Here is an 18,563-nt window from a genome sequence, read left to right on the forward strand (position 1 = left end):
TCCCGCACCGCGCCGCGGACCCCGCGGCGCGGTGTGGGCCTTCGTGGCGCGGCAGGCCTTCGCGGCGCGCTCAAGCCCTGGCGGCGTGCTCAGGCTTTCGCGGCGCAGCCCGGGCAGAGCCCGCGGTACGTGACCTCGGCGGCGGCCACGGCGAAGCCGAAGCGCTCGGCCGAGGGCAGGTCGGCCAGCGGGTCGCCCGTGGGGTGGACGTCGCGGATCAGGCCGCAGCCCGAGCAGACCAGGTGCTGGTGGGCGCGGTGCGCGTTGGGGTCGTACCGCTTGGCGCGGCCGTCCGTGGACACCTCGACGACCTCGCCGAGCGCGACCAGCTCGCCGAGCGTGTTGTACACCGTCGCCCGCGAGACCTCGGGCAGCCGCGCGGTGGCGCGGGCGTGCACCTCGTCCGCCGTGAGGTGGACGTGGTCCCCGTCGAGGACCTCGGCGACGACCCGGCGCTGCGCGGTCAGCCGCCAGCCGCGGGCGCGCAGCCGTTCGAGCAGGTCGCTCATGACATCAGCCTCACTGTGCAGCGTCCGACACTTTCTGTGCAGCGTCCGACAAGTGAATTCGTACGGGTCTGGTCTTTGCATTGACTTGGACAAAGTCCATCGTAGGATCTATTCCGGCAACAGCCAAGGGAAGGGCGACCGCCACCGTGATCCGTCTCATCCGGAAGGATTCCCATGCCTGAGAACCAGGACGCACCCACCGTCGACGCACCGACCGAGGGCCGCTGCCCGGTCGCCCACGGCCGCGCCCCGCACCCGACGCAGGGTGGCGGGAACCGCCAGTGGTGGCCGGAGCGGCTCAACCTCAAGATCCTGGCCAAGAACCCGGCCGTCGCCAACCCGCTCGGCGAGGACTTCGACTACGCCGCGGCCTTCCAGTCCCTGGACCTGGCCGCCGTCAAGCAGGACATCGCCGAGGTGCTCACCACCTCGCAGGACTGGTGGCCGGCCGACTTCGGCCACTACGGCCCGTTCATGATCCGCATGGCCTGGCACAGCGCCGGCACCTACCGGATCAGCGACGGCCGCGGCGGCGCCGGCGCGGGCCAGCAGCGCTTCGCCCCGCTGAACAGCTGGCCGGACAACGCCAACCTGGACAAGGCCCGCCGCCTGCTGTGGCCGGTGAAGAAGAAGTACGGCCAGAACCTCTCCTGGGCCGACCTCATGATCCTCGCCGGCAACGTGGCCCTGGAGTCCATGGGCTTCGAGACCTTCGGCTTCGCCGGCGGCCGCGCCGACGTGTGGGAGCCGGACGAGGACGTGTACTGGGGCCCGGAGACCACCTGGCTCGCCGACGGCCGCTACACCGGCGACCGCGAGCTGGAGGAGCCCCTCGGCGCGGTCCAGATGGGCCTCATCTACGTCAACCCGGAGGGCCCCAACGGCAACCCGGACCCGATCGCCGCGGCCCGCGACATCCGCGAGACCTTCCGCCGGATGGCGATGAACGACGAGGAGACCGTCGCCCTCATCGCAGGCGGTCACACCTTCGGCAAGGCCCACGGCGCCGGCCCGGCGGACCACGTGGGCGCCGACCCCGAGGCCGCCACCATGGAGGACCAGGGCTTCGGCTGGAAGAGCAGCTACGCCAGCGGCAAGGGCGCGGACGCCATCACGTCCGGCCTGGAGGTCACCTGGACCACCACGCCCACGCGCTGGAGCAACAACTTCTTCGAGAACCTGTTCAACTTCGAGTACGAGCTGACCACCAGCCCGGCCGGCGCCAAGCAGTGGGTCGCCAAGGACGCCGAGGCGACCATCCCGGACGCGTACGACGCGACCAAGAAGCACCTGCCGACCATGCTCACCACCGACCTGGCGCTGCGCTTCGACCCGGTCTACGAGCAGATCTCCCGCCGCTTCCTGGAGAACCCCGACCAGTTCGCGGACGCCTTCGCCCGCGCCTGGTTCAAGCTGACCCACCGTGACCTCGGCCCGGTCGTGCGGTACCTCGGTCCCGAGGTCCCGTCCGAGACGCTGCTCTGGCAGGACCCGCTGCCGGCCCGCACCGGCGAGCTGATCGACGCCGCGGACATCGCCTCCCTCAAGGAGCAGGTCCTCGCCTCCGGCCTCACGGTCTCCCAGCTGGTCTCCACCGCCTGGGCCTCGGCCTCCACCTTCCGCGGCAGCGACAAGCGCGGCGGCGCCAACGGCGCCCGCATCCGCCTGCAGCCGCAGAGCGGCTGGGAGGTCAACCAGCCGACCGAGCTGGCGGACGTGCTGCGCACCCTGGAGCGGATCCAGGAGTCCTTCAACGCCGCCCAGTCCGCCAAGCACCTCTCGCTGGCCGACCTGATCGTCCTCGCGGGCGCGGCGGGCGTCGAGAAGGCCGCCAAGGACGCCGGCTTCGACATCGAGGTCCCGTTCACCCCGGGCCGCGTCGACGCCACGCAGGAGCAGACGGACGTCGAGTCCTTCGCCGCCCTGGAGCCCAAGGCCGACGGCTTCCGCAACTACCTCGGCAAGGGCAACCGCCTGCCGGCCGAGTACCTGCTGATCGACAAGGCGAACCTGCTCAACCTCAGCGCCCCCGAGATGACCGTCCTCGTCGGCGGCCTGCGCGTCCTGGGCGCCAACCACCAGGGCTCGCAGCACGGTGTGTTCACCGAGAACCCCGGCACCCTGACGAACGACTTCTTCGTCAACCTGCTCGACCTGGGCACGACGTGGAAGGGCACCTCCGCCGACCAGACCACGTTCGAGGGCCGTGACGCGGCCACCGGCGAGGTCAAGTGGACCGGCACCCGCGCCGACCTCGTCTTCGGCTCGAACTCCGAGCTGCGGGCGCTGGCCGAGGTCTACGCGAGCGACGACGCCAAGGAGAAGTTCGTCCAGGACTTCGTCGCCGCTTGGGACAAGGTCATGCAGCTGGACCGCTTCGACCTGGTCTGATCACACCCGATCACGACCGGGCAGCACTGAGCACCACCGTACGGACACGGCGTCCGGACCGGCCCCGAGCGGGCCGGCCCGGGCGCCGTTCCCGTTCGCAACCGGTACGAACGCGGATTCGGCCAGTGTGGGGCCGTACGGGCGGCGGTGAGCGGTACGGCTCCCGGGCGCGCCGTAGAGGGGTACAAGCCACGTGTCCCGGACCAATCCGGAACCCTCCGGTCCCTGTTGTTCCCGCAGCCAGAGCGGCCGGCGCCTGATTCCGCCCAGGGTGCTCGCCGGGCTGACGGCGATTTTCGGCCGAGGGCTTTCCCGCGCGGGTGCATGAGCTCCTGGCAGAGTGGAATGCTCGCTGTGACGAGTTTGCCAACTGCGCACCGCACATGAACGGTTGACGATTACAGTGTGTCCCCGATGATCATCGAAAGCCCTGTCGAACGTCTCATCGCACCCCTCAGCACACCCCCCGACACACCCTCACCCCGCAGCCGACCGCTGCCCCCCAAGGACACCCATGTCTCAACTTCGCGCACCCGCCGCGCGGCCTGACCGCCGCGAGGGCGGACGGCACGGCCGGACGGGCCCCCGGCCCCCCGCCGCGGGCCGGCCCAGGCCGGCGCAGCCCGTACCGGAACCCCGGTTACGCCCGCTGCTCCTGCGGACCTCCGTCCTGCCCGCCGTCGCCGTCGCGCTCGGCGGGGCCGCCGCCGTCCTGTTCACCCTGCGCTCCACCGGCACCGCCCCCACGCCCGGCCTGTGGGCCGCGCTCGGCGGCTCCGCGGCCCTCGCCGTCGCCGCCGTCGTGGCGGCCGTCCTCGGCGCCGAGCGCGTCGCCCGGACCGTGCACGCCCGGGCCGAGACCCTCCGCCGCACCGCCGCCCAGCGGCAGGGCGAACTGCTCATGACCGTCGAGGGACTGCGCCGCGGCGAAGGCGTCCCGGACCGGCCCGCCCCCCTCCCCGAACCCCTCGGCGGCGACGCCTTCGACCAGCTCGCCGAGGAGCTCCACCGCTCCCACGAGGCGGCCCTCTCCGCCGTCGTCCAGGCGTCCAGGCTCTCCAGCAGCGTCGGCGACGAGCAGAAGGTCGAGGTCTTCGTGAACCTCGCCCGGCGCCTGCAGTCCCTCGTGCACCGCGAGATCCAGCTCCTCGACGAGCTGGAGAACGAGGTCGAGGACCCCGAGCTGCTCAAGGGCCTCTTCCACGTCGACCACCTGGCCACCCGCATCCGCCGCCACGCCGAGAACCTCGCCGTGCTCGGCGGCGCGATCTCCCGCCGTCAGTGGTCCAACCCGGTCACCCTCACCGAGGTCCTGCGCTCCTCGATCGCCGAGGTCGAGCAGTACCCGCGGGTGAAGCTGGTACCGCCGATCGAGGGCACCCTGCGCGGCCACGCCGTCGCCGACGTCATCCACCTGCTCGCCGAACTCGTCGAGAACGCCACGGTGTTCTCCGCGCCGCACACCACCGTGCTGCTGCGCGCCCAGCGGGTCACCGCCGGTCTCGCCATCGAGGTCGAGGACCGCGGCCTGGGCATGCCCGTCGCCGAGCAGAACAAGATGAACGCGCTGCTCGCCGACCCCGACCAGGTCAACGTGGCCCACCTGCTGCAGGACGGCCGCATCGGGCTCTTCGTGGTCTCCGCGCTCGCCCGCCGGCACGGCATCGCCGTCCGCCTGCAGTCGAACATCTACGGCGGCATCCAGGCCGTCCTGGTGCTGCCGCAGGGCCTGCTCGGACGCGACCCGGACGACGCCGCCGCGCACACACCACAGCGCACCGCCCCGGCCGTCCCCGCGTACGAGTCCCCGGCCGCCCCGGCCGCGACCACGGCCCCGGCGGCACCCGGCCCCACTGCGTACGAACCGCCCGCCCCCGTGCCGGCGCCCCGCGTGTACGAGCCCCCCGAGCCCGCCCCGTACGAAGCACCCGCCCCCGCCGCGCGGCCGGCCTTCTCCGCTCCCGCCCCCGCCGCTCCCGCCGAGCCGCCGGGCCGTCCGCAGCTCCCCAGGCGCCGCGCCCAGGAACACCTCGTCCCGCAGCTGCGCGACGAGCCCGCGGCCCGCCGCGACGAGGAGCCCACCCTGCACGACCCCGGTCTGATGGCCGCCTTCCAGCGGGGCATCGGACTCGCCGAGGCACAGCCGGCCCCCCGGCCCACCGACAAGGAGTAGATGCACCATGGCGAGCAATGCGCCGAACGGCCATTCCTCGGATCTCGACTGGCTCCTGAGCGGGCTGGTCCAGCGCGTCCCCTACACCCGCAACGCCGTCCTGCTCTCCTCCGACGGCCTGGTGAAGTCGGTGCACGGCCTGGACGCCGACGCCGCCGATCACATGGCCGCCCTGGCCTCCGGCCTGTACTCGCTCGGACGCAGCGCCGGCGCCCGGTTCGGCGACGGCGGCGAGGTCCGCCAGGTCGTCGTCGAACTCGACTCCACCCTGCTGTTCGTCTCCACCGCCGGCTCCGGCACCTGCCTCGCCGTCCTCGCCGGCCGCGAGGCCGACGCCGCCGTCCTCGGCTACGAGATGGCGATGCTGGTCAAGAGCGTGCGGCCGTACCTCGTCACGCCCGCGAGGCAGACGGCCGCCGCCCCCGGCGGCCTCGCGCAGTGAGCGTGCCGCCGGCCCAGGACGGACCCTGGCTCGACGACGCGGCGGGACGGCTCATCCGTCCGTACACCGTCAGCGGCGGCCGGACCCGGCCCACCACCACCCTCGACCTGCTGTCGATGGTGAGGGCGACCGGTACGGCCCCGCAGTCGCACCTCGGCCCCGAACACACCCTCGCCCTGGGGCTGTGCGAGGGGCCGACCTCGGTGGCGGAGATCGCGGCGCACCTCAAACTGCCCGCGGTCGTCACCAAGGTCCTGCTGTCCGATCTCGTGGACTGCGGGGCGCTCACCGCCCGTGCGCCCCGCTTCCACGCCCAACCCACCGACCGTTCCCTGCTGGAGGCAGTGCTCGATGGCCTACGACGACGGCTCTGAGCGCCACGACGCTCCCCCGACCGCCGACCGGTTCCCCACGGCCCTGAAGATCCTGGTGGCGGGTGGCTTCGGGGTGGGCAAGACGACCTTCGTGGGCGCGGTCAGCGAGATCGAGCCGCTCAGCACCGAGGAGCTGCTGACCCAGGTCAGCGCGGCCACCGACAGCCTCGTCGGCGTCGAGTCCAAGACGACCACCACGGTCGCCATGGACTTCGGCCGCATCACCCTCGACGCCCGGCACGTCCTGTACCTGTTCGGCACGCCCGGCCAGGAGCGCTTCTGGTTCATGTGGGACGAACTGTCCGAGGGCGCGCTCGGCGCGGTGGTCCTCGCCGACACCCGCCGCCTGGAGGACTGCTTCTCCGCCGTGGACTTCTTCGAAAGGCGCGGGATCACCTTCGTCGTGGCGGTCAACGAGTTCGACGGGGCGTACCGCTACGAGCCCGAGGAGATCCGGGCCGCGCTCGACCTGAACCCGGCGGTGCCGGTCGTGCTCTGCGACGCCCGGATCTCCAGCTCCGGCATCCAGACCCTCCTCACCCTCGTCCAGCACCTGCTCACCACCACCCCGGCCCCGACGCCGAGCTACGGAGCACCCTCATGAGCTACGACCCCACCGCCCACCTGCTGCTGACCCCCATCGACCAGGAGGCGCCCCACCGGGTGCGCCGGTTGCGCCAGCTGGGCATCGGGGAGCAGCCGGACCCGGTGTTCGACCGGTTCGCCGACCGGCTCGCGGAGCTGACCCGAGCGCCGTACACGATGGTCAACTTCATCGACGAGAACCGGCAGTTCTTCGCCGGGCTGCACACCCCGGACGGGGTGGGGGCGGGCGCCGACCCGGTCGGCGCGGCCGCGGGGGCCGGCGCGGGCGCGGTCAGCCGGTACATGAACCGCGACCACGGCTACTGCCCGCACGTGGTGGTGCGGCGCAAGGCCCTGGTCCTGGAGGACGTCTGCGACTATCCGCGGTTCGCCGGGAACCCGGTGGTGGACGAGATCGGCATCCGCTCGTACCTGGGCGCCCCGCTGATCGACCGCACCGGCGTGGCCCTCGGCACGATCTGCGTGGTGGACACCGAGCCGCGCCCGTGGGGGCGGGCCGGCCTGGAGACCATCAAGGCGATGGCGGCGGAGCTGGTGGAGCAGATCCACCGCCGCGAGGACGGGGTGATCTAGCGGGGACGTCGTGATCTGGCCGGGACGACGTGATCCGGCGAGGACGGCGCGACCCGAAGAAGCCGGGCCGGTCCGCACGGCCCGGCCCGCGCCCGCGGCGGTCGGCCCGCGCCGGTCAGCCCGCCGGGACGGGCTCGGCGCGGACCACGTCGGCGAGCCGCTCCGACCAGCTGCCCTTGGCGGTGCCGAGGGCGACCTCGGCCAGCCGCAGCAGCTGGACGTCGGAGGTGCCGGCGGGGGCGAAGATGTGGTGCGCGTCCCGGAGATAGCGCTCGATCGGGCGGTCGGTGAACAGCCCGGCGCCGGCGTGGATCTCCATGGCGGTGCGCGCGGAGTCGAGGGCCGACTCGACGTTGATCAGCTTCGCGTTCATGAGCTCGGCGTCGCAGTCGAGGCCCCGGTCGAGCAGGTGCACGGCGTGGTACGCGGCCAGCCGGGCGGTCATCAGCCGGGACTGCATCTGGCCCAGCTTCAGCTTCACCGAGGGTAGTTCGTGCAGCGGCCGCCCGTAGCGGACGCGCTCGGAGGCGAAACGGGTGGTCTCCTCCAGGATGGCCTGGTGGATGCCCAGCGAGACGGCGGTGAGGTTGGCCCGCCCGTACAGCACGCTGGAGGAGTACGCGACGGCCAGGCCGTCGCCCTCCTCGCCGAGCCGGTTGGCGGCGGGCACCCGGCAGTCCTCGAAGATCAGCTCGCCGAAGCTGAAGCCGTGCAGGCCCATCGCGGGCTGCTGGGGGCCGGTGCGGAAGCCGGGGCGGTCCGACTCGACGAGGAAGGCGGTCAGCCCCTTGGACCCGGGGCCGGTGCGGACCACGACGCCGTGCAGATCGCCGACATGGCTGTTGCCGACGTAGACCTTGCGGCCGTTGAGGACGTAGTCGTCGCCGTCGCGGACCGCGCTCGCCGTCATGCCGAGGACGTGCCCGCCGGACTCGGGCTCGGTGACCGCGATGGTCGGCAGGCAGGTGCCGGCCGCGACGGCCGGGAGCCAGGTCTTGCGCTGCTCGTCGCTGCCGAAGTGGACGATCTTCGCGGTGCCGAGCTGCGAGGCCTGCACCATGGCGCCCATCGCCCCGCTGACCCGGGACAGCTCCTCGATGATCACGGTCTTGGCGAGGTGTCCGGCGCCCATGCCGCCGTACTCGCGGCCGACGGTCGCGCCCAGCCAGCCCTGCTCGGCGATGCGCCGGGAGAGCTCGTGGTGGACGGTGCGGCTCTTCTCCATCTCCGGTATCCGCGGCCGCACTTCCCGCTCGGCGAACGCACGGACGGCCTCCCGGAGCCGGTCGTGCAGCTGGCTGGTGAAGTAGCCGTCCATGTAGAGCCCTTCCTGCGGCGTCCGTCCGGGCGGTCGCGCGGCCGACACTTCATGGTGTTGATCTTTGAGAGCCCGATCAACAGCGCCGACGAAGTTGTCCGAAAGCCGGGGAACCGGCGTTTGCATGTGTCCATGTTCCTGGCGTTCTCGGTGTGTTGGGTGGCCTCTGTGCAGTACTCCGCCCGGCGTGGCTTTCCGCCATCGGTGGGTGCGGGCGATGCCCCTGCAAACAGCGGGAACAAGCGGAGTGATTGCCTCAGCCGGAGCTCTCCCGGTGGCCGGGACCGGAGGGTCCGATTCCGGCCAGTCGGCGGGCGCGGGGACGACCTCGCCGGCGCGGCGCGCCCGCGGGAGTACGGTCGCAGCATGGCCACAGCCGACGATGTCCGCAGAATCGCGCTCTCCCTGCCCGAGGCCGTCGAGAAGCCCGCCTGGGGGAAGCCGACCTTCCGGGTCGGCGCCGGCGGCAAGATCTTCGCCTCGCTGGACGACGACGACCGCGTGATGGGGATCAAGTGCCCCCAGGAGGACCGCGCCGTACTCCTCGCCGCCGAACCCGACAAGTTCTTCCTCCGCGAGGGCCACGACGACGGCTACGCCTGGGTACGGGTGCGCCTCGCCGCCCTGGAGGACGACGAGGAGCTGCACGCGATCCTCGCCGACTCCTGGCGGCAGGCGGCCCCGCGCCGCCTGGCCGCCGCCCACCCGGACCTGGGCGTCCCGCCGGGGGAGTGAGGCCCCTTCTCCTCGTGGGCTCCTCAGCCCAGGAAGCCGGTGATCCGCGCCCGCAGACCCGCCGGGTCGAGGCCGTGGGCCGCGACGTGCTCCGGGATCGTGCCGTACCTGCGCAGCTCGCGGCGGGACACGCCCAGCCCCAGCACGCGGTGCGGCACGTCCGCCAGGGCGTCGTTCGCGGCGCCCGTGGACGTCCCCGCCAGGTACGGCTCCACCAGCACCACGTCCGCCCGCGCCCCGTCCGCGACGGCCCGCCGCAGCGCCGCGCCGTCGAAGGGGCGGACCGTCGTCGCGTACAGCACGGTCACGTCCAGCCCCTCGGTCGCGGCGAGCACGTTGTCCAGGAGCGGGCCCACCGCGACCACCACGCCGCCGCGGCCCTCGCGCAGCCGCAGGAACCCCTCGCCGGTGACCGGCCGCGCCTCCGCGTTGGACTGCTCGGAGAGCCGTACGTACACGGAGTCGTCCGCGGCCACGGCCCGCCGCAGCAGCGCCTCGGCCTCGTCCGGGTGCCCCGGCACGTGCACGGTCCACCCGTCGAGGGTGTCCATCAGCGCCACGTCGCCCGGCGACATGTGCGTGAACCCGCCGGCCGGCCAGTCGTACGAGGCGGAGGCGCTGACCAGGACCCCGTGCACGCCCTGGTGGCCGAAGTCCAGCTTGATCTGCTCGAAGGGCCGCTCGACGAGGAAGCTGGCGAAGGTGTGCATCACCGGCCGCAGCCCGGTCAGGGCGAGGCCGGCCCCGGTGCCGATCAGCAGCTGCTCGCGGATGCCGACGTTGATCACCCGGTCGGGGTGGCGCCGGGCCGCGGGCTCGAAACCGGCCGCGCTGATCTCGGCGAGCACGACGGCAAGCCTGGGGTCCTGGTCGAGGAGCCGGGAGGTGGTCGAGATGAAACGGTCGCGCATCGTGTCCATGGCGGCGTGACGATCCTTCGTGAGAGGGGGCGGGGAGGGGCGGGGTCAGTTCTTCGGCTCGACGCGGGCGACGACCGCCCGTGGACGGCCCGGGTGCGGGGCGGTGAAGGCGGCGTACAGGGCTCCGTGGTCCCGGCCGTCCACGGTCTCGGCGGACCAGCCGGCCGCCTCGAACCGCGAGGCGATCCCGCCGGGCCAGCCGTAGGTCGCCGAGCTGTTGTCGATCACCAGCGTGTGCAGCTGCTCCAGACCGGCCGGCCCCGCGTAGGCGAGGGCCTCGTGGTTGCTGCCCTCGTCCAGCTCGGCGTCCCCGATCAGCACCCACACGCGCGGGTCGGCGAGCCCCTGGGCCCGCAGCCCGAGCACGGTGCCGACCGCGAGCGGCAGCCCGTGGCCGAGCGAGCCGCTGCCGATCTCGACGCCCGGGACCAGCGTCCGGTCGGGGTGGTGGCCGAGCGGCGAATCGTACGAGCCGAAGCCCGGCAGCCATTCCTCGGGCACGAAGCCGCGCGCGGCGAGCACCGCGTAGTACGCCATGGGCCCGTGGCCCTTGGACAGCAGGAACCGGTCCCGTTCCGGATCGTCCACGGTGTCGGGCGCGACCCGGAGCACCCGGTCGTACAGCACCCACAGCGCGTCGAGCGTCGAGGTCGCCGCGGGGGAGTGCTTCTCGTCCCCGGTCATCAGCGCCATGAGGCGCTCGAGCCGCGCGAGGGCGGTCGTGTGCGTCGTCGTGTTCGTCATGCGTCACACCGTGCAACCTCAAGCAAGCTTGAGGTCAACCGGCGGAAAGCGGTTCGTGACCACGGGTGGAAGTGCGGTATTGTTCTTCTGCGCGTTCGACCAGGGGAAACCCCAGGTCAGACGGGTATCGGGACGTGGCGCAGCTTGGTAGCGCACTTGACTGGGGGTCAAGGGGTCGCAGGTTCAAATCCTGTCGTCCCGACTCGAAAGAGTCGCAGGTCAGGGGCCGTTTCAGAGGAATCTGAAACGGCCCCTGACTGTTTTCGCGGTCCGTCAGTCCGCGTAGTCGTCCGGCTTCACGCCGGCGTCCTCCAGGGCGCGCCGCATCGAGGGCGCCGGTTCCTCCTGACGGGGCTCCGCCGGCCGCTGATTCCGCTCCGGCCGGCCCTGGTCCTTCCGCTCCGCGGGCGGGGTGCGCCCCGGGCTCGCGGCCTCGTCCACCGCATCGTTCTTGTGCCGGTTCTCCTCGGGAACAGTCACCGGTTCCTCCTCCGTGGTGCCGTACAGGTCGTGCCGACCCGCGCCTACCCACCGCCGCGCCCGGCATAGGCGGACCGGGCAAGAGATCCGCATACAGGTGGGGGCATCGGGTAGCGGCGGACCAATGGCACATAACGGCAACCCCCGACCGGAGAGGACGACACCATGACCGGCAACACCGAGACCGGCGGCATCACCGGCACGAAGGACAAGGACTACAACCTGCTCTGGTACGTCGAGAGCTGTCTGTCCAACGCCCTGCGGCTGGAGACCTACATCGAGGACGCGGAGCGCGACGGCGACTCCGAGGTCGCGGAACTCTTCCGCAAGGCGCAGGCCGACAGCCGCAAGGGCGCGGAACTCGGCAAGCAGCTCCTGCGCTCGCGCATGGCAGGCTGACGCGGCCATGAAAGCGGTCGTGTGGCATGGCGTCGGCGACATCCGCCTGGACGACGTGCCGGAGCCCGAGATCCAGGACCGGTACGACGCGATCGTGCGCCTCACCACCTCCGCCATCTGCGGCACCGACATCCACTTCGTCCGCGGCACGATGCCCGGCATGAAGGAGGGCCGGATCCTCGGCCACGAGGCCGTCGGCGTCGTCGAGGAGGTGGGCCCCGGCGTACGGAACCTGCGGGCCGGAGACCGCGTCGTCGTGCCGTCGACGGTGGCGTGCGGCACGTGCAGCTACTGCCGGGCCGGCTACTACGCCCAGTGCGACAACGCGAACCCCGGCGGCCCGCAGGCCGGCACCGTCTTCTTCGGCGGCCCCGAGGCGGCGGGCGGCCTGGACGGGCTGCAGGCGGAGTACGCCCGCGTGCCCTTCGCGCACGTGGGCCCCGTGCCGCTGCCCGACACCGTCGACGACGGCCAGGCCATCCTGCTGTCCGACATCTACCCGACCGCCTGGTTCGGCGCGAGGCTGGCCGAGGTGGGCGACGGGGACACCGTCGCGATCGTGGGGGCGGGACCCGTCGGCCAGGCCGCCGTGGCGTGCGCGCGGCTCCAGGGCGCCGGCCGGATCATCGTCGTCGACGGGATCCCCGACCGACTGGAACTCGCCCGCCGCCAGCACGCGGAGACCGTGGACTTCAACACCGAGGACCCGGTCGAGGCGGTACGCGAGCTCACCGGCGGGATCGGCGTGGACCGCGTCATCGACGCCGTCGGCGTGGACGCGCAGCGGCCCGCGCGCGGACCGGCCGCCGAGGCGCTGCGCGACCGGGCGGAGCAGTTCGACCACGAACGCGACGAGGCCGCGCCGGAGCGGAACCCGGACGGCGACACGTGGGTGGCCGGCGACGCGCCGACCCTCGCGGCCCGCTGGTCGGTCCAGATGGCGGCCAAGGCCGGGACCGTCGGCACGGTCGGCGTCTATCCGCCGCAGGTGCAGCACTATCCGTTCGGCGAGGCGTTCATGAAGAACCTCACGCTGAAGACGGGCAACTGCAACCACCGGCGGTACGTGCCCCGCCTGGTCTCCCTCGTCGGCTCCGGCGCGCTCGACCCCACGCCGCTGGTCACGCGCTGGTCCGGAGCGGCGGACGCCATCGACGCGTACGGCGCCTTCGACCGCCGGGAGGCCGGCTGGACGAAGGTGGCGCTGGGCCTGGACGACCGCGGAGCCGTCGCCCCGGGCATGGGCGAGGAAGCCGGTACCGGGGCCGCGACCACCGCGGGCACCGGGCACGGAGAGGCATCGACGGAAGGTGGGTGAGTGCGGTGCCGGAGCCGGGAAGCAAGAAGTACGACACCCGCAGAGCCCGGCTGCGCAAGGACGCCGAGCGCTCGGGAACCCCGGACGCGAAGGCGAACGAGCAGGCCGGTGAGGCCCTGCAGGAGGACGAGGGCTGGAGCAGCTCGGGACCGCGCACGGAACGCGGCAAGGGACCGAAGGGAGAACGCGGCAACAGGTGAGCGACTCGGGTCCCCCGCCGGTGAGGGCGTCGCCCTCGCCGGCGGGCGGAACCGCCGGGTGTGGAACGGAAGGACCCGAAGATGAACGAGCGCAAGGACCCGTTCGCGCGGGCCCGCGACGAGCAGGATCCCGGAGCCTCCTCGGGCTCCGAGCACCAGGCGAAGAAGCGCAAGGTGCCCGGCACGGCGAGCAGCCGCGAGGGCTACCAGCACGAGGGCACGGGCGCCGGCGAGCCCCTGAAGGGCGTCGAGGCCGACGACCGGGACGACGAGACGTCGTAACGCCCCGCATCCCTGCGGCTGTTGTGTCCGCACCCCCTGGCGCGTGGGATGCTCGCCGTGACTAACATGCGTACATGCATGTACGTAACTTAGAGGCGAACCCGCCCGCGACCGCCGGCGCCCGGTCCCGCCAGGCCGAGCGCCGTGCGCGGTCGCGCAGCGCGCTGCTGGAGTCCGCCGCCCGGGGCCTGTCCCGGTACGGCTACGGCAATCTCGTCCTGGAACAGGTCGCCACCGACGCCGGATACACCCGCGGCGCGCTGTACCACCAGTTCAAGGGCAAGGAGGAACTGGCCCTCGCCGCCCTCGACTGGGTGCTGGAAACCTGGGAGCGGGAGGTGGGCGCCCTCGTGGCGCGCGAGGCGGAGCCCGTCGCGGCGCTGCTCGCCATGGCGCGCGGGCACGCCGTCTTCTGCCGGCGCGACATCGCCCGCATGGCCCTCGCGCTGCGGCTGGAGTTCAGCGGTCGGGACCATCCCGTCGGGCGCGCGGTGGAGCAGAGCTACGACGCCCTGGTCACCGACTGCGAGCAGCTCGTCGAGGCCGGCCGCGCGGCCGGGGCGATCCCGCCCGGCCCACCGGGCCGCACGCTTGCGCTCGCCTTCGTCGGCGCCTTGGAGGGCGTCGTCGTCTCGCTGGCGGGCCGGGAGCCGTACGACGAGACGCTCGCCGAACGGGCGGTGGCCGGCGTGCTCGGCGTCCGCCTCGCGGACCGGCCGGGGGAGGAGCGGTGAGGCTCGCGAAGACCGCGCACGCGTCCCGGCCCTGGCGCATCCACGCCCTCGCGCCGGACTTCCGCGTCGAGGACGTGTGGGCGCTGCCGACGCCCGGCGGCCCCGGCGAACTCCCGCTGCTGGTCGACTGGTTCGTGGAGGACGACGGGCCCAATCCGTTCTCGGGGCCCGCCCGCGTCCTGTACACGATCCGGCTGCGGCTGGGGCGGCTTCTCGGCTGGGACCGGGACGGCGAGGGCGTCGGCGCGCGGGTGCCGACGCTGCGGACCCGGCTCCCCGAGGACCTCCGCGCGGGCCCGCGCGGCCCGGACCTCGCGTCGATGCCCTTCCGTTCCGTCTTCCTGACGGACACCGAGTGGGCGGCCGAGAGCGCGAACAGGACCGTGCACACCGTCCTCCACGTCGGCTGGGTCCCGGACGGAACCGGCGGCCACCGCGGCGAGATGACGGTGCTCGTGAAGCCGAACGGGCTGCTCGGCCGCGCGTACATGGCGGCGGTCGCGCCGTTCCGGTACCTGGTCGTCTATCCCGCGCTCATGCGCATGATCGGCCGCGACTGGCGGAGAAAGAGGGCGGGGGTCGCGGGGGCCCAGGAGCGCTCGGTACGGCAGTCGACTGTCCGTCAAGAGACCTCTGTGCCTGCCGGGATCACCGCGCTCGCGCCGGAGGGATCCGGTTACGCCGATGTCTTCACGCTCACCGCGGCGGGGGCGTCGGCGCGGTCGCCCGAGCAGTGGGCCCGCGCCCTGTTCGAGGAAGTCGCCGGGCGCCAGGGCCAGTTCATCTGGCGCGGGCTGCTCGGCCTGCGGCTGCGGCGGGGGACAGGCTCGGCGGGGCACGTGGCGGGGTGGCGGATCGCCGAGCGGTGTGACGGCCGCGTCCGGCTCGAAGCCCGCTCCTGGATGCTGACCGGCCACCTCGTCGTGGAGGTCGACGACGACCGGGTGTCGCTGGCGACGGTCCTCCGCTATCGCCGGCGTGCGGCGGCGCGCGTCTGGCCGCCGCTGGCCGCCGTGCACCGCCGGCTGGCTCCCGGCCTCCTGCGCGACGCGCACGCCGTCCTGTTCGCCGACGGCCCGGGAGGCGGGGGCCGCGACGCCTGAGCGCGCCCGGTCTCCGCGCTCGTCGCCCGGCCTCCGCCCCCGGCCGCCCGGCCTCCGTCCCCTCGCCGCTCCGGCGGAAGGGGCGGAGGCCGGTCTCGTCAGGCGTGGAGTCGTTCGGTGGCGTCAGCGGGGGCGGGATCCGGTCGGCGACTCGAAGTGAACGTTTCTTCCCAGGGGGACTCGGCCGCCGTCGTCGGCGTGCGGCGGGCCGTCGTCCAGATCGCTTCGATGCCGAGGGGGCGGCGGCTGCTCTCGTGAGGGCCGGCCGCCGGCGAGGTGGATCGTTTCTGCATTCGCGACTGCTTCAGCGATGCCTTGTGTTCGATGCCTTTCAGGCGGCGTTCGAAATCCGCCTGCAGTCGGTCCATGGTGTCGAGGAAATCTTCGAGCGGAAGGCTTCCTTCGTACATGTGCGCCTCGTTCCGGGCGGGTTGCCATGCGCGTCGCGCACCGCCCACAGATGGTCCAAATTCGTCATAGAACAGGCTCTCCCCTGTCGCACCCCGCCTAACGAGTTCCTCCGTCGGAGGGAATGCGGCGTTCGGGTGATCTGTGATCTGCCTGAACGGCGGGCCGGACGGTTCAGCCGGCGTCCTCGGTGAGGGGCAGCTCGCACCAGATGACCTTGCCGTCCTGGGTGCAGCGGGTGCCCCAGCGGTGGGCGAGCTGCGCGACGAGGAAGATGCCGCGGCCGCCCTCGTCCTCGGTGGCCGCCCAGCGCAGGTGGGGCGCGGTGCTGCTGCCGTCGGACACCTCGCAGAACAGGCTGGTGTCCCGCAGCAGCCGGACGCGCACGGGCGCGGTGCCGTAGCGGATGGCGTTGGTGATCAGCTCGCTCAGGATCAGCTCGACGGTGAAGGCGAGCTCGTCGAGGCCCCACTCCGACAGCCGGCGCGCGCACGCCGACCGGACCCGCGCCACGGCGGCCGGGTCCGTCGGGACGTCCCACTCCGCGACCTGGTCCGGCGCCAGCCGTCCGGTCCGGGCGACCAGCACGGCCACGTCGTCCGCCGGATGCGGGACGGGCAGCGCCCGGCAGGTCTCCTCCGGGCCGCGCCGGCCGTCGCCGGCCAGCGCGGCGCGCAGCCGCTCCAGGCCCCGGTCGACGTCCCGCTCGCGGTTCCCGAGCAGGCCGTCGGTGAACAGCACCAGCTGCGAGCCCTCCTCCAGCTTGAGCTCGGTGGACTCGAAGGGGTGGCCGCCGACGCCGAGCGGCGGCGCGAGCGCCGTCTCGGGGTACTCGACCCCGCCGTCCGGGCCGACCAGCGCCGGGCCGAGGTGCCCGGCGCGGGCCAGGGTGCAGATCCCTGAGACCGGGTCGTACACCGCGTACGCGCAGGTCGAGCCGGTGATCTGGTGGCCGCCGCACTCCTCGTCCGTCTGCGCGACCAGCTCGTCCAGGCGGCCCAGCATCTCCTCCGGCGGCAGGTCCAGCGCCGCGAACGTACGGATGGCGGTGCGCAGCCGTCCCATGGCGACGGCCGCGTTGATGCCGTGCCCGACGACGTCGCCGACGACCAGGGCGGTACGGAAGCCGGGCAGCGGGATCACGTCGTACCAGTCACCGCCGACCCCCGCGCGGGCCGGCAGATAGCGGTGCGCCACCTCCAGCGCGGTCCGCCGGGGCACGATGCGCGGCAGCAGGTTGTGCTGCAGGGCCTCGGCCGTGCCGTGCTCGCGGGTGTACCGGCGCGCGTTGTCGACCGACACCGCCGCGCGGGCGGCCAGCTCCTCGGCGAGCAGCAGGTCCTCGTGCGCGTACGGCGCGCTGTCCGGCGACCGCCGGAACTCGACGAGGCCCAGCACCCCGTCGCGCACCCGCAGTGGGGCGACGACCGCCGATCCCGCGCCGGACCCGCCGGCCAGGACGGCGCGGCCCTCGTCGAGGCAGCGCGCCCGCGGCGAGCCGTCGGCCACCAGCACCGGGCGGCCCACGCCGGGCGGCCCCGCGGCCCCGCCGCGCCGCGCCGTGCGCAGCAGCAGCCGCGCGGCCCCGTCGGGCTCCTCGCCACGGGTCACCGCCTCCGCCAGGTCCACCGTCACGGTGTCCGCGAACCCGCCGAGCGCCACCTCGGCGAGCTCCTCGCAGGTCCGGGTCATGTCCAGGGTGTCGCCGATCCGCATCCCCGCCTCGTACAGCAGCCGGCTGCGCCGCCCCGCGGCCTCGACCCGGCCCGCCAGCTCGGTCGAGTCGCGCAGGGTCACCACACTGCCCGGCAGCCCGCCGAAGGGCGCGGTGGGCCGCCGGTTCACGGCCAGCGTCCGGTCGCCGACCTGGTGGATGCCGTCGGTCAGCTCGCCGGCGGAGGAGAGCAGGGCCGCGGTCTCCGGGTCCAGCCCCAGTGCGGCCACGGGCCGCCGCTCGACGTCGGCCGGGAGTCCGAGGAGCCGCCGGGCCTCGTCGTTGGCGAGCAGGACCCGGCCGTCCCCGTCGGTGATCACCACGCCCTCGCGGACCGCGTGCAGCACGGCGTCGTGGTGGTCGTACATCCGGGCCAGCTCGGTCGGCCCGAGTCCGCGCGTCTGCCGCCGCAGCCGGCGGCTCGCCAGCAGGGTCGCGACCACGGCCAGCGTCACGGCGGCGGCCGCCCCGCCGAGCAGCACCGGCAGGTCCGCGCCGACGACCGAGTCGACCGTCGCGACGGTGATGTGGACGGAGACCGCGCCCCTGGGCGTGCCGTCCGGGCCGAACACCGGGACGGCCGTCGCGATCGAGTGGTAGGCGGGTTCGCGCAGCTCGAAGGTGACCGTCCGCCCGGCATGCAGCTCGGGCAGCACCCGCTCGGCCACGTACGGAGGCGGGGTGTAGGGACGGCCGACGTACTCCGGGTACGGCGAGGTGAGCTGCACGGAGTCGGTCGTGAAGACGACCACGGAGTCCACGCCGGTCGCCCTGCGCACCGCCTCCGCCCGGGGCTGCAGCGCCGCCGACGGGTCCGGCCCGTCCAGCGCCCCGACCAGGCCGGGCGCGTGGGCGAAGGACTCGGCGACGCCGCGGGTCACCCGCCGGGCGTCGTTCACGGTGCTGGACCGGGCCTGGAGCACCAGCGCGGTCGCCCCGGCGGCCACGAGCACCAGCACGATGACCAGCTCGACCAGGAGTGTCCGGCCGGCCACGCTGCGCGGATCCAGCAGCGCGCGGAGGCCGGCCCGCCCCGGGCCGGGCCGGCCGATGTGGGCGCGGGACCGCACCCGAAGACGCTCGAACACGCATCCACCGTGCCGGGGGCGGACGGCAGGGGGGACGGAGAAACTACGGAGA

At 73.4% G+C, this 18,563-nt stretch carries 20 protein-coding genes and 1 tRNA gene; 14 read left to right on the forward strand and 7 right to left on the reverse strand.

Annotated features, from left to right (window positions below):
- Positions 1 to 89: 89 nt before the first annotated feature.
- Positions 90 to 509: a Fur family transcriptional regulator gene (locus tag ACNJ93_RS27510; RefSeq protein ID WP_418960142.1), complete on the reverse strand. Its 420-nt coding sequence runs from the start codon at positions 507 to 509 to the stop codon at positions 90 to 92.
- A gap of 174 nt (positions 510 to 683) precedes the next feature.
- Between ACNJ93_RS27510 and katG the strand changes: the two genes are divergently transcribed.
- From katG to ACNJ93_RS27540, 6 genes are all read left to right on the forward strand, one after another.
- Positions 684 to 2,900: a catalase/peroxidase HPI gene (gene katG, locus ACNJ93_RS27515; protein WP_418960143.1), complete on the forward strand. Its 2,217-nt coding sequence runs from the start codon at positions 684 to 686 to the stop codon at positions 2,898 to 2,900.
- 514 nt (positions 2,901 to 3,414) lie between these two features.
- Positions 3,415 to 5,073 (forward strand): sensor histidine kinase, encoded by a 1,659-nt coding sequence (locus ACNJ93_RS27520; RefSeq protein WP_418960144.1) that lies wholly within the window; start codon positions 3,415 to 3,417, stop codon positions 5,071 to 5,073.
- 7 nt (positions 5,074 to 5,080) lie between these two features.
- On the forward strand, positions 5,081 to 5,515 hold the full coding sequence (locus ACNJ93_RS27525) for a roadblock/LC7 domain-containing protein (RefSeq protein ID WP_393650159.1): 435 nt from the start codon (positions 5,081 to 5,083) through the stop codon (positions 5,513 to 5,515).
- Between the two features lie 2 nt (positions 5,516 to 5,517).
- Positions 5,518 to 5,889, forward strand: coding sequence for a DUF742 domain-containing protein (locus tag ACNJ93_RS27530; RefSeq protein ID WP_418961549.1), 372 nt, complete (start codon positions 5,518 to 5,520; stop codon positions 5,887 to 5,889).
- A complete protein-coding gene (locus tag ACNJ93_RS27535; protein WP_418960145.1) occupies positions 5,867 to 6,493 on the forward strand; it encodes a GTP-binding protein in 627 nt (208 codons plus the stop codon). The genes ACNJ93_RS27530 and ACNJ93_RS27535 overlap by 23 nt, the downstream gene beginning before the upstream one ends.
- Positions 6,490 to 7,068 (forward strand): GAF domain-containing protein, encoded by a 579-nt coding sequence (locus ACNJ93_RS27540; protein ID WP_418960146.1) that lies wholly within the window; start codon positions 6,490 to 6,492, stop codon positions 7,066 to 7,068. Before ACNJ93_RS27535 ends, ACNJ93_RS27540 begins: the two co-directional genes overlap by 4 nt.
- A gap of 115 nt (positions 7,069 to 7,183) precedes the next feature.
- Here the strand turns inward: ACNJ93_RS27540 and ACNJ93_RS27545 are convergent, their stop codons facing one another.
- Positions 7,184 to 8,386 carry an acyl-CoA dehydrogenase family protein gene (locus ACNJ93_RS27545; protein WP_418960147.1) on the reverse strand — a complete coding sequence of 401 codons (1,203 nt, stop codon included), beginning with the start codon at positions 8,384 to 8,386 and terminating at the stop codon, positions 7,184 to 7,186.
- Positions 8,387 to 8,752: 366 nt separating this feature from the next.
- On the opposite strand from ACNJ93_RS27545, the gene ACNJ93_RS27550 reads away from it, so the two are divergent.
- Entirely contained in the window at positions 8,753 to 9,121 is a 369-nt protein-coding gene (locus ACNJ93_RS27550) for an MmcQ/YjbR family DNA-binding protein (protein ID WP_418960148.1), read from the forward strand.
- A 23-nt stretch (positions 9,122 to 9,144) separates the two neighbouring features.
- Here ACNJ93_RS27550 and ACNJ93_RS27555 read toward each other — a convergent pair whose 3' ends face one another.
- Complete coding sequence (locus tag ACNJ93_RS27555; RefSeq protein WP_418960149.1) at positions 9,145 to 10,041, reverse strand: transketolase family protein; 897 nt, start codon at positions 10,039 to 10,041, stop codon at positions 9,145 to 9,147.
- Positions 10,042 to 10,086: 45 nt separating this feature from the next.
- Complete coding sequence (locus tag ACNJ93_RS27560; RefSeq protein WP_418960150.1) at positions 10,087 to 10,785, reverse strand: transketolase; 699 nt, start codon at positions 10,783 to 10,785, stop codon at positions 10,087 to 10,089.
- 128 nt (positions 10,786 to 10,913) lie between these two features.
- On the opposite strand from ACNJ93_RS27560, the gene ACNJ93_RS27565 reads away from it, so the two are divergent.
- A tRNA-Pro gene (locus tag ACNJ93_RS27565) sits at positions 10,914 to 10,987 on the forward strand.
- Between the two features lie 71 nt (positions 10,988 to 11,058).
- Here the strand turns inward: ACNJ93_RS27565 and ACNJ93_RS27570 are convergent.
- A complete protein-coding gene (locus ACNJ93_RS27570) occupies positions 11,059 to 11,265 on the reverse strand; it encodes a hypothetical protein (protein WP_418960151.1) in 207 nt (68 codons plus the stop codon).
- A gap of 165 nt (positions 11,266 to 11,430) precedes the next feature.
- Here ACNJ93_RS27570 and ACNJ93_RS27575 point away from each other — a divergent pair, with 165 nt between their 5' ends.
- From ACNJ93_RS27575 to ACNJ93_RS27600, 6 genes are all read left to right on the forward strand, one after another.
- Positions 11,431 to 11,664, forward strand: coding sequence for a hypothetical protein (locus ACNJ93_RS27575; RefSeq protein ID WP_418960152.1), 234 nt, complete (start codon positions 11,431 to 11,433; stop codon positions 11,662 to 11,664).
- A gap of 7 nt (positions 11,665 to 11,671) precedes the next feature.
- On the forward strand, positions 11,672 to 12,982 hold the full coding sequence (locus tag ACNJ93_RS27580; protein ID WP_418960153.1) for a zinc-dependent alcohol dehydrogenase: 1,311 nt from the start codon (positions 11,672 to 11,674) through the stop codon (positions 12,980 to 12,982).
- 5 nt (positions 12,983 to 12,987) lie between these two features.
- The gene (locus tag ACNJ93_RS27585) at positions 12,988 to 13,182 is read left to right on the forward strand and encodes a hypothetical protein (RefSeq protein WP_418960154.1); all 195 of its coding nucleotides are present in this window, start codon (positions 12,988 to 12,990) and stop codon (positions 13,180 to 13,182) included.
- Between the two features lie 81 nt (positions 13,183 to 13,263).
- Positions 13,264 to 13,464, forward strand: coding sequence for a hypothetical protein (locus ACNJ93_RS27590; RefSeq protein ID WP_418960155.1), 201 nt, complete (start codon positions 13,264 to 13,266; stop codon positions 13,462 to 13,464).
- A 74-nt stretch (positions 13,465 to 13,538) separates the two neighbouring features.
- Entirely contained in the window at positions 13,539 to 14,198 is a 660-nt protein-coding gene (locus ACNJ93_RS27595) for a TetR/AcrR family transcriptional regulator (protein ID WP_418960156.1), read from the forward strand.
- Positions 14,195 to 15,301, forward strand: coding sequence for a DUF2867 domain-containing protein (locus ACNJ93_RS27600; RefSeq protein ID WP_418960157.1), 1,107 nt, complete (start codon positions 14,195 to 14,197; stop codon positions 15,299 to 15,301). The genes ACNJ93_RS27595 and ACNJ93_RS27600 overlap by 4 nt, the downstream gene beginning before the upstream one ends.
- 98 nt (positions 15,302 to 15,399) lie before the next feature.
- Here ACNJ93_RS27600 and ACNJ93_RS27605 read toward each other — a convergent pair whose 3' ends face one another.
- A complete protein-coding gene (locus ACNJ93_RS27605) occupies positions 15,400 to 15,711 on the reverse strand; it encodes a hypothetical protein (RefSeq protein ID WP_418960158.1) in 312 nt (103 codons plus the stop codon).
- Positions 15,712 to 15,883: 172 nt separating this feature from the next.
- Positions 15,884 to 18,511, reverse strand: a complete 2,628-nt coding sequence (locus ACNJ93_RS27610) for a SpoIIE family protein phosphatase (protein ID WP_418960159.1) — start codon at positions 18,509 to 18,511, stop codon at positions 15,884 to 15,886.
- Positions 18,512 to 18,563 lie beyond the last annotated feature (52 nt).

It is taken from the genome of Streptomyces tritici, from assembly GCF_048500665.1.
GTDB lineage: Bacteria > Actinomycetota > Actinomycetes > Streptomycetales > Streptomycetaceae > Streptomyces > Streptomyces tritici.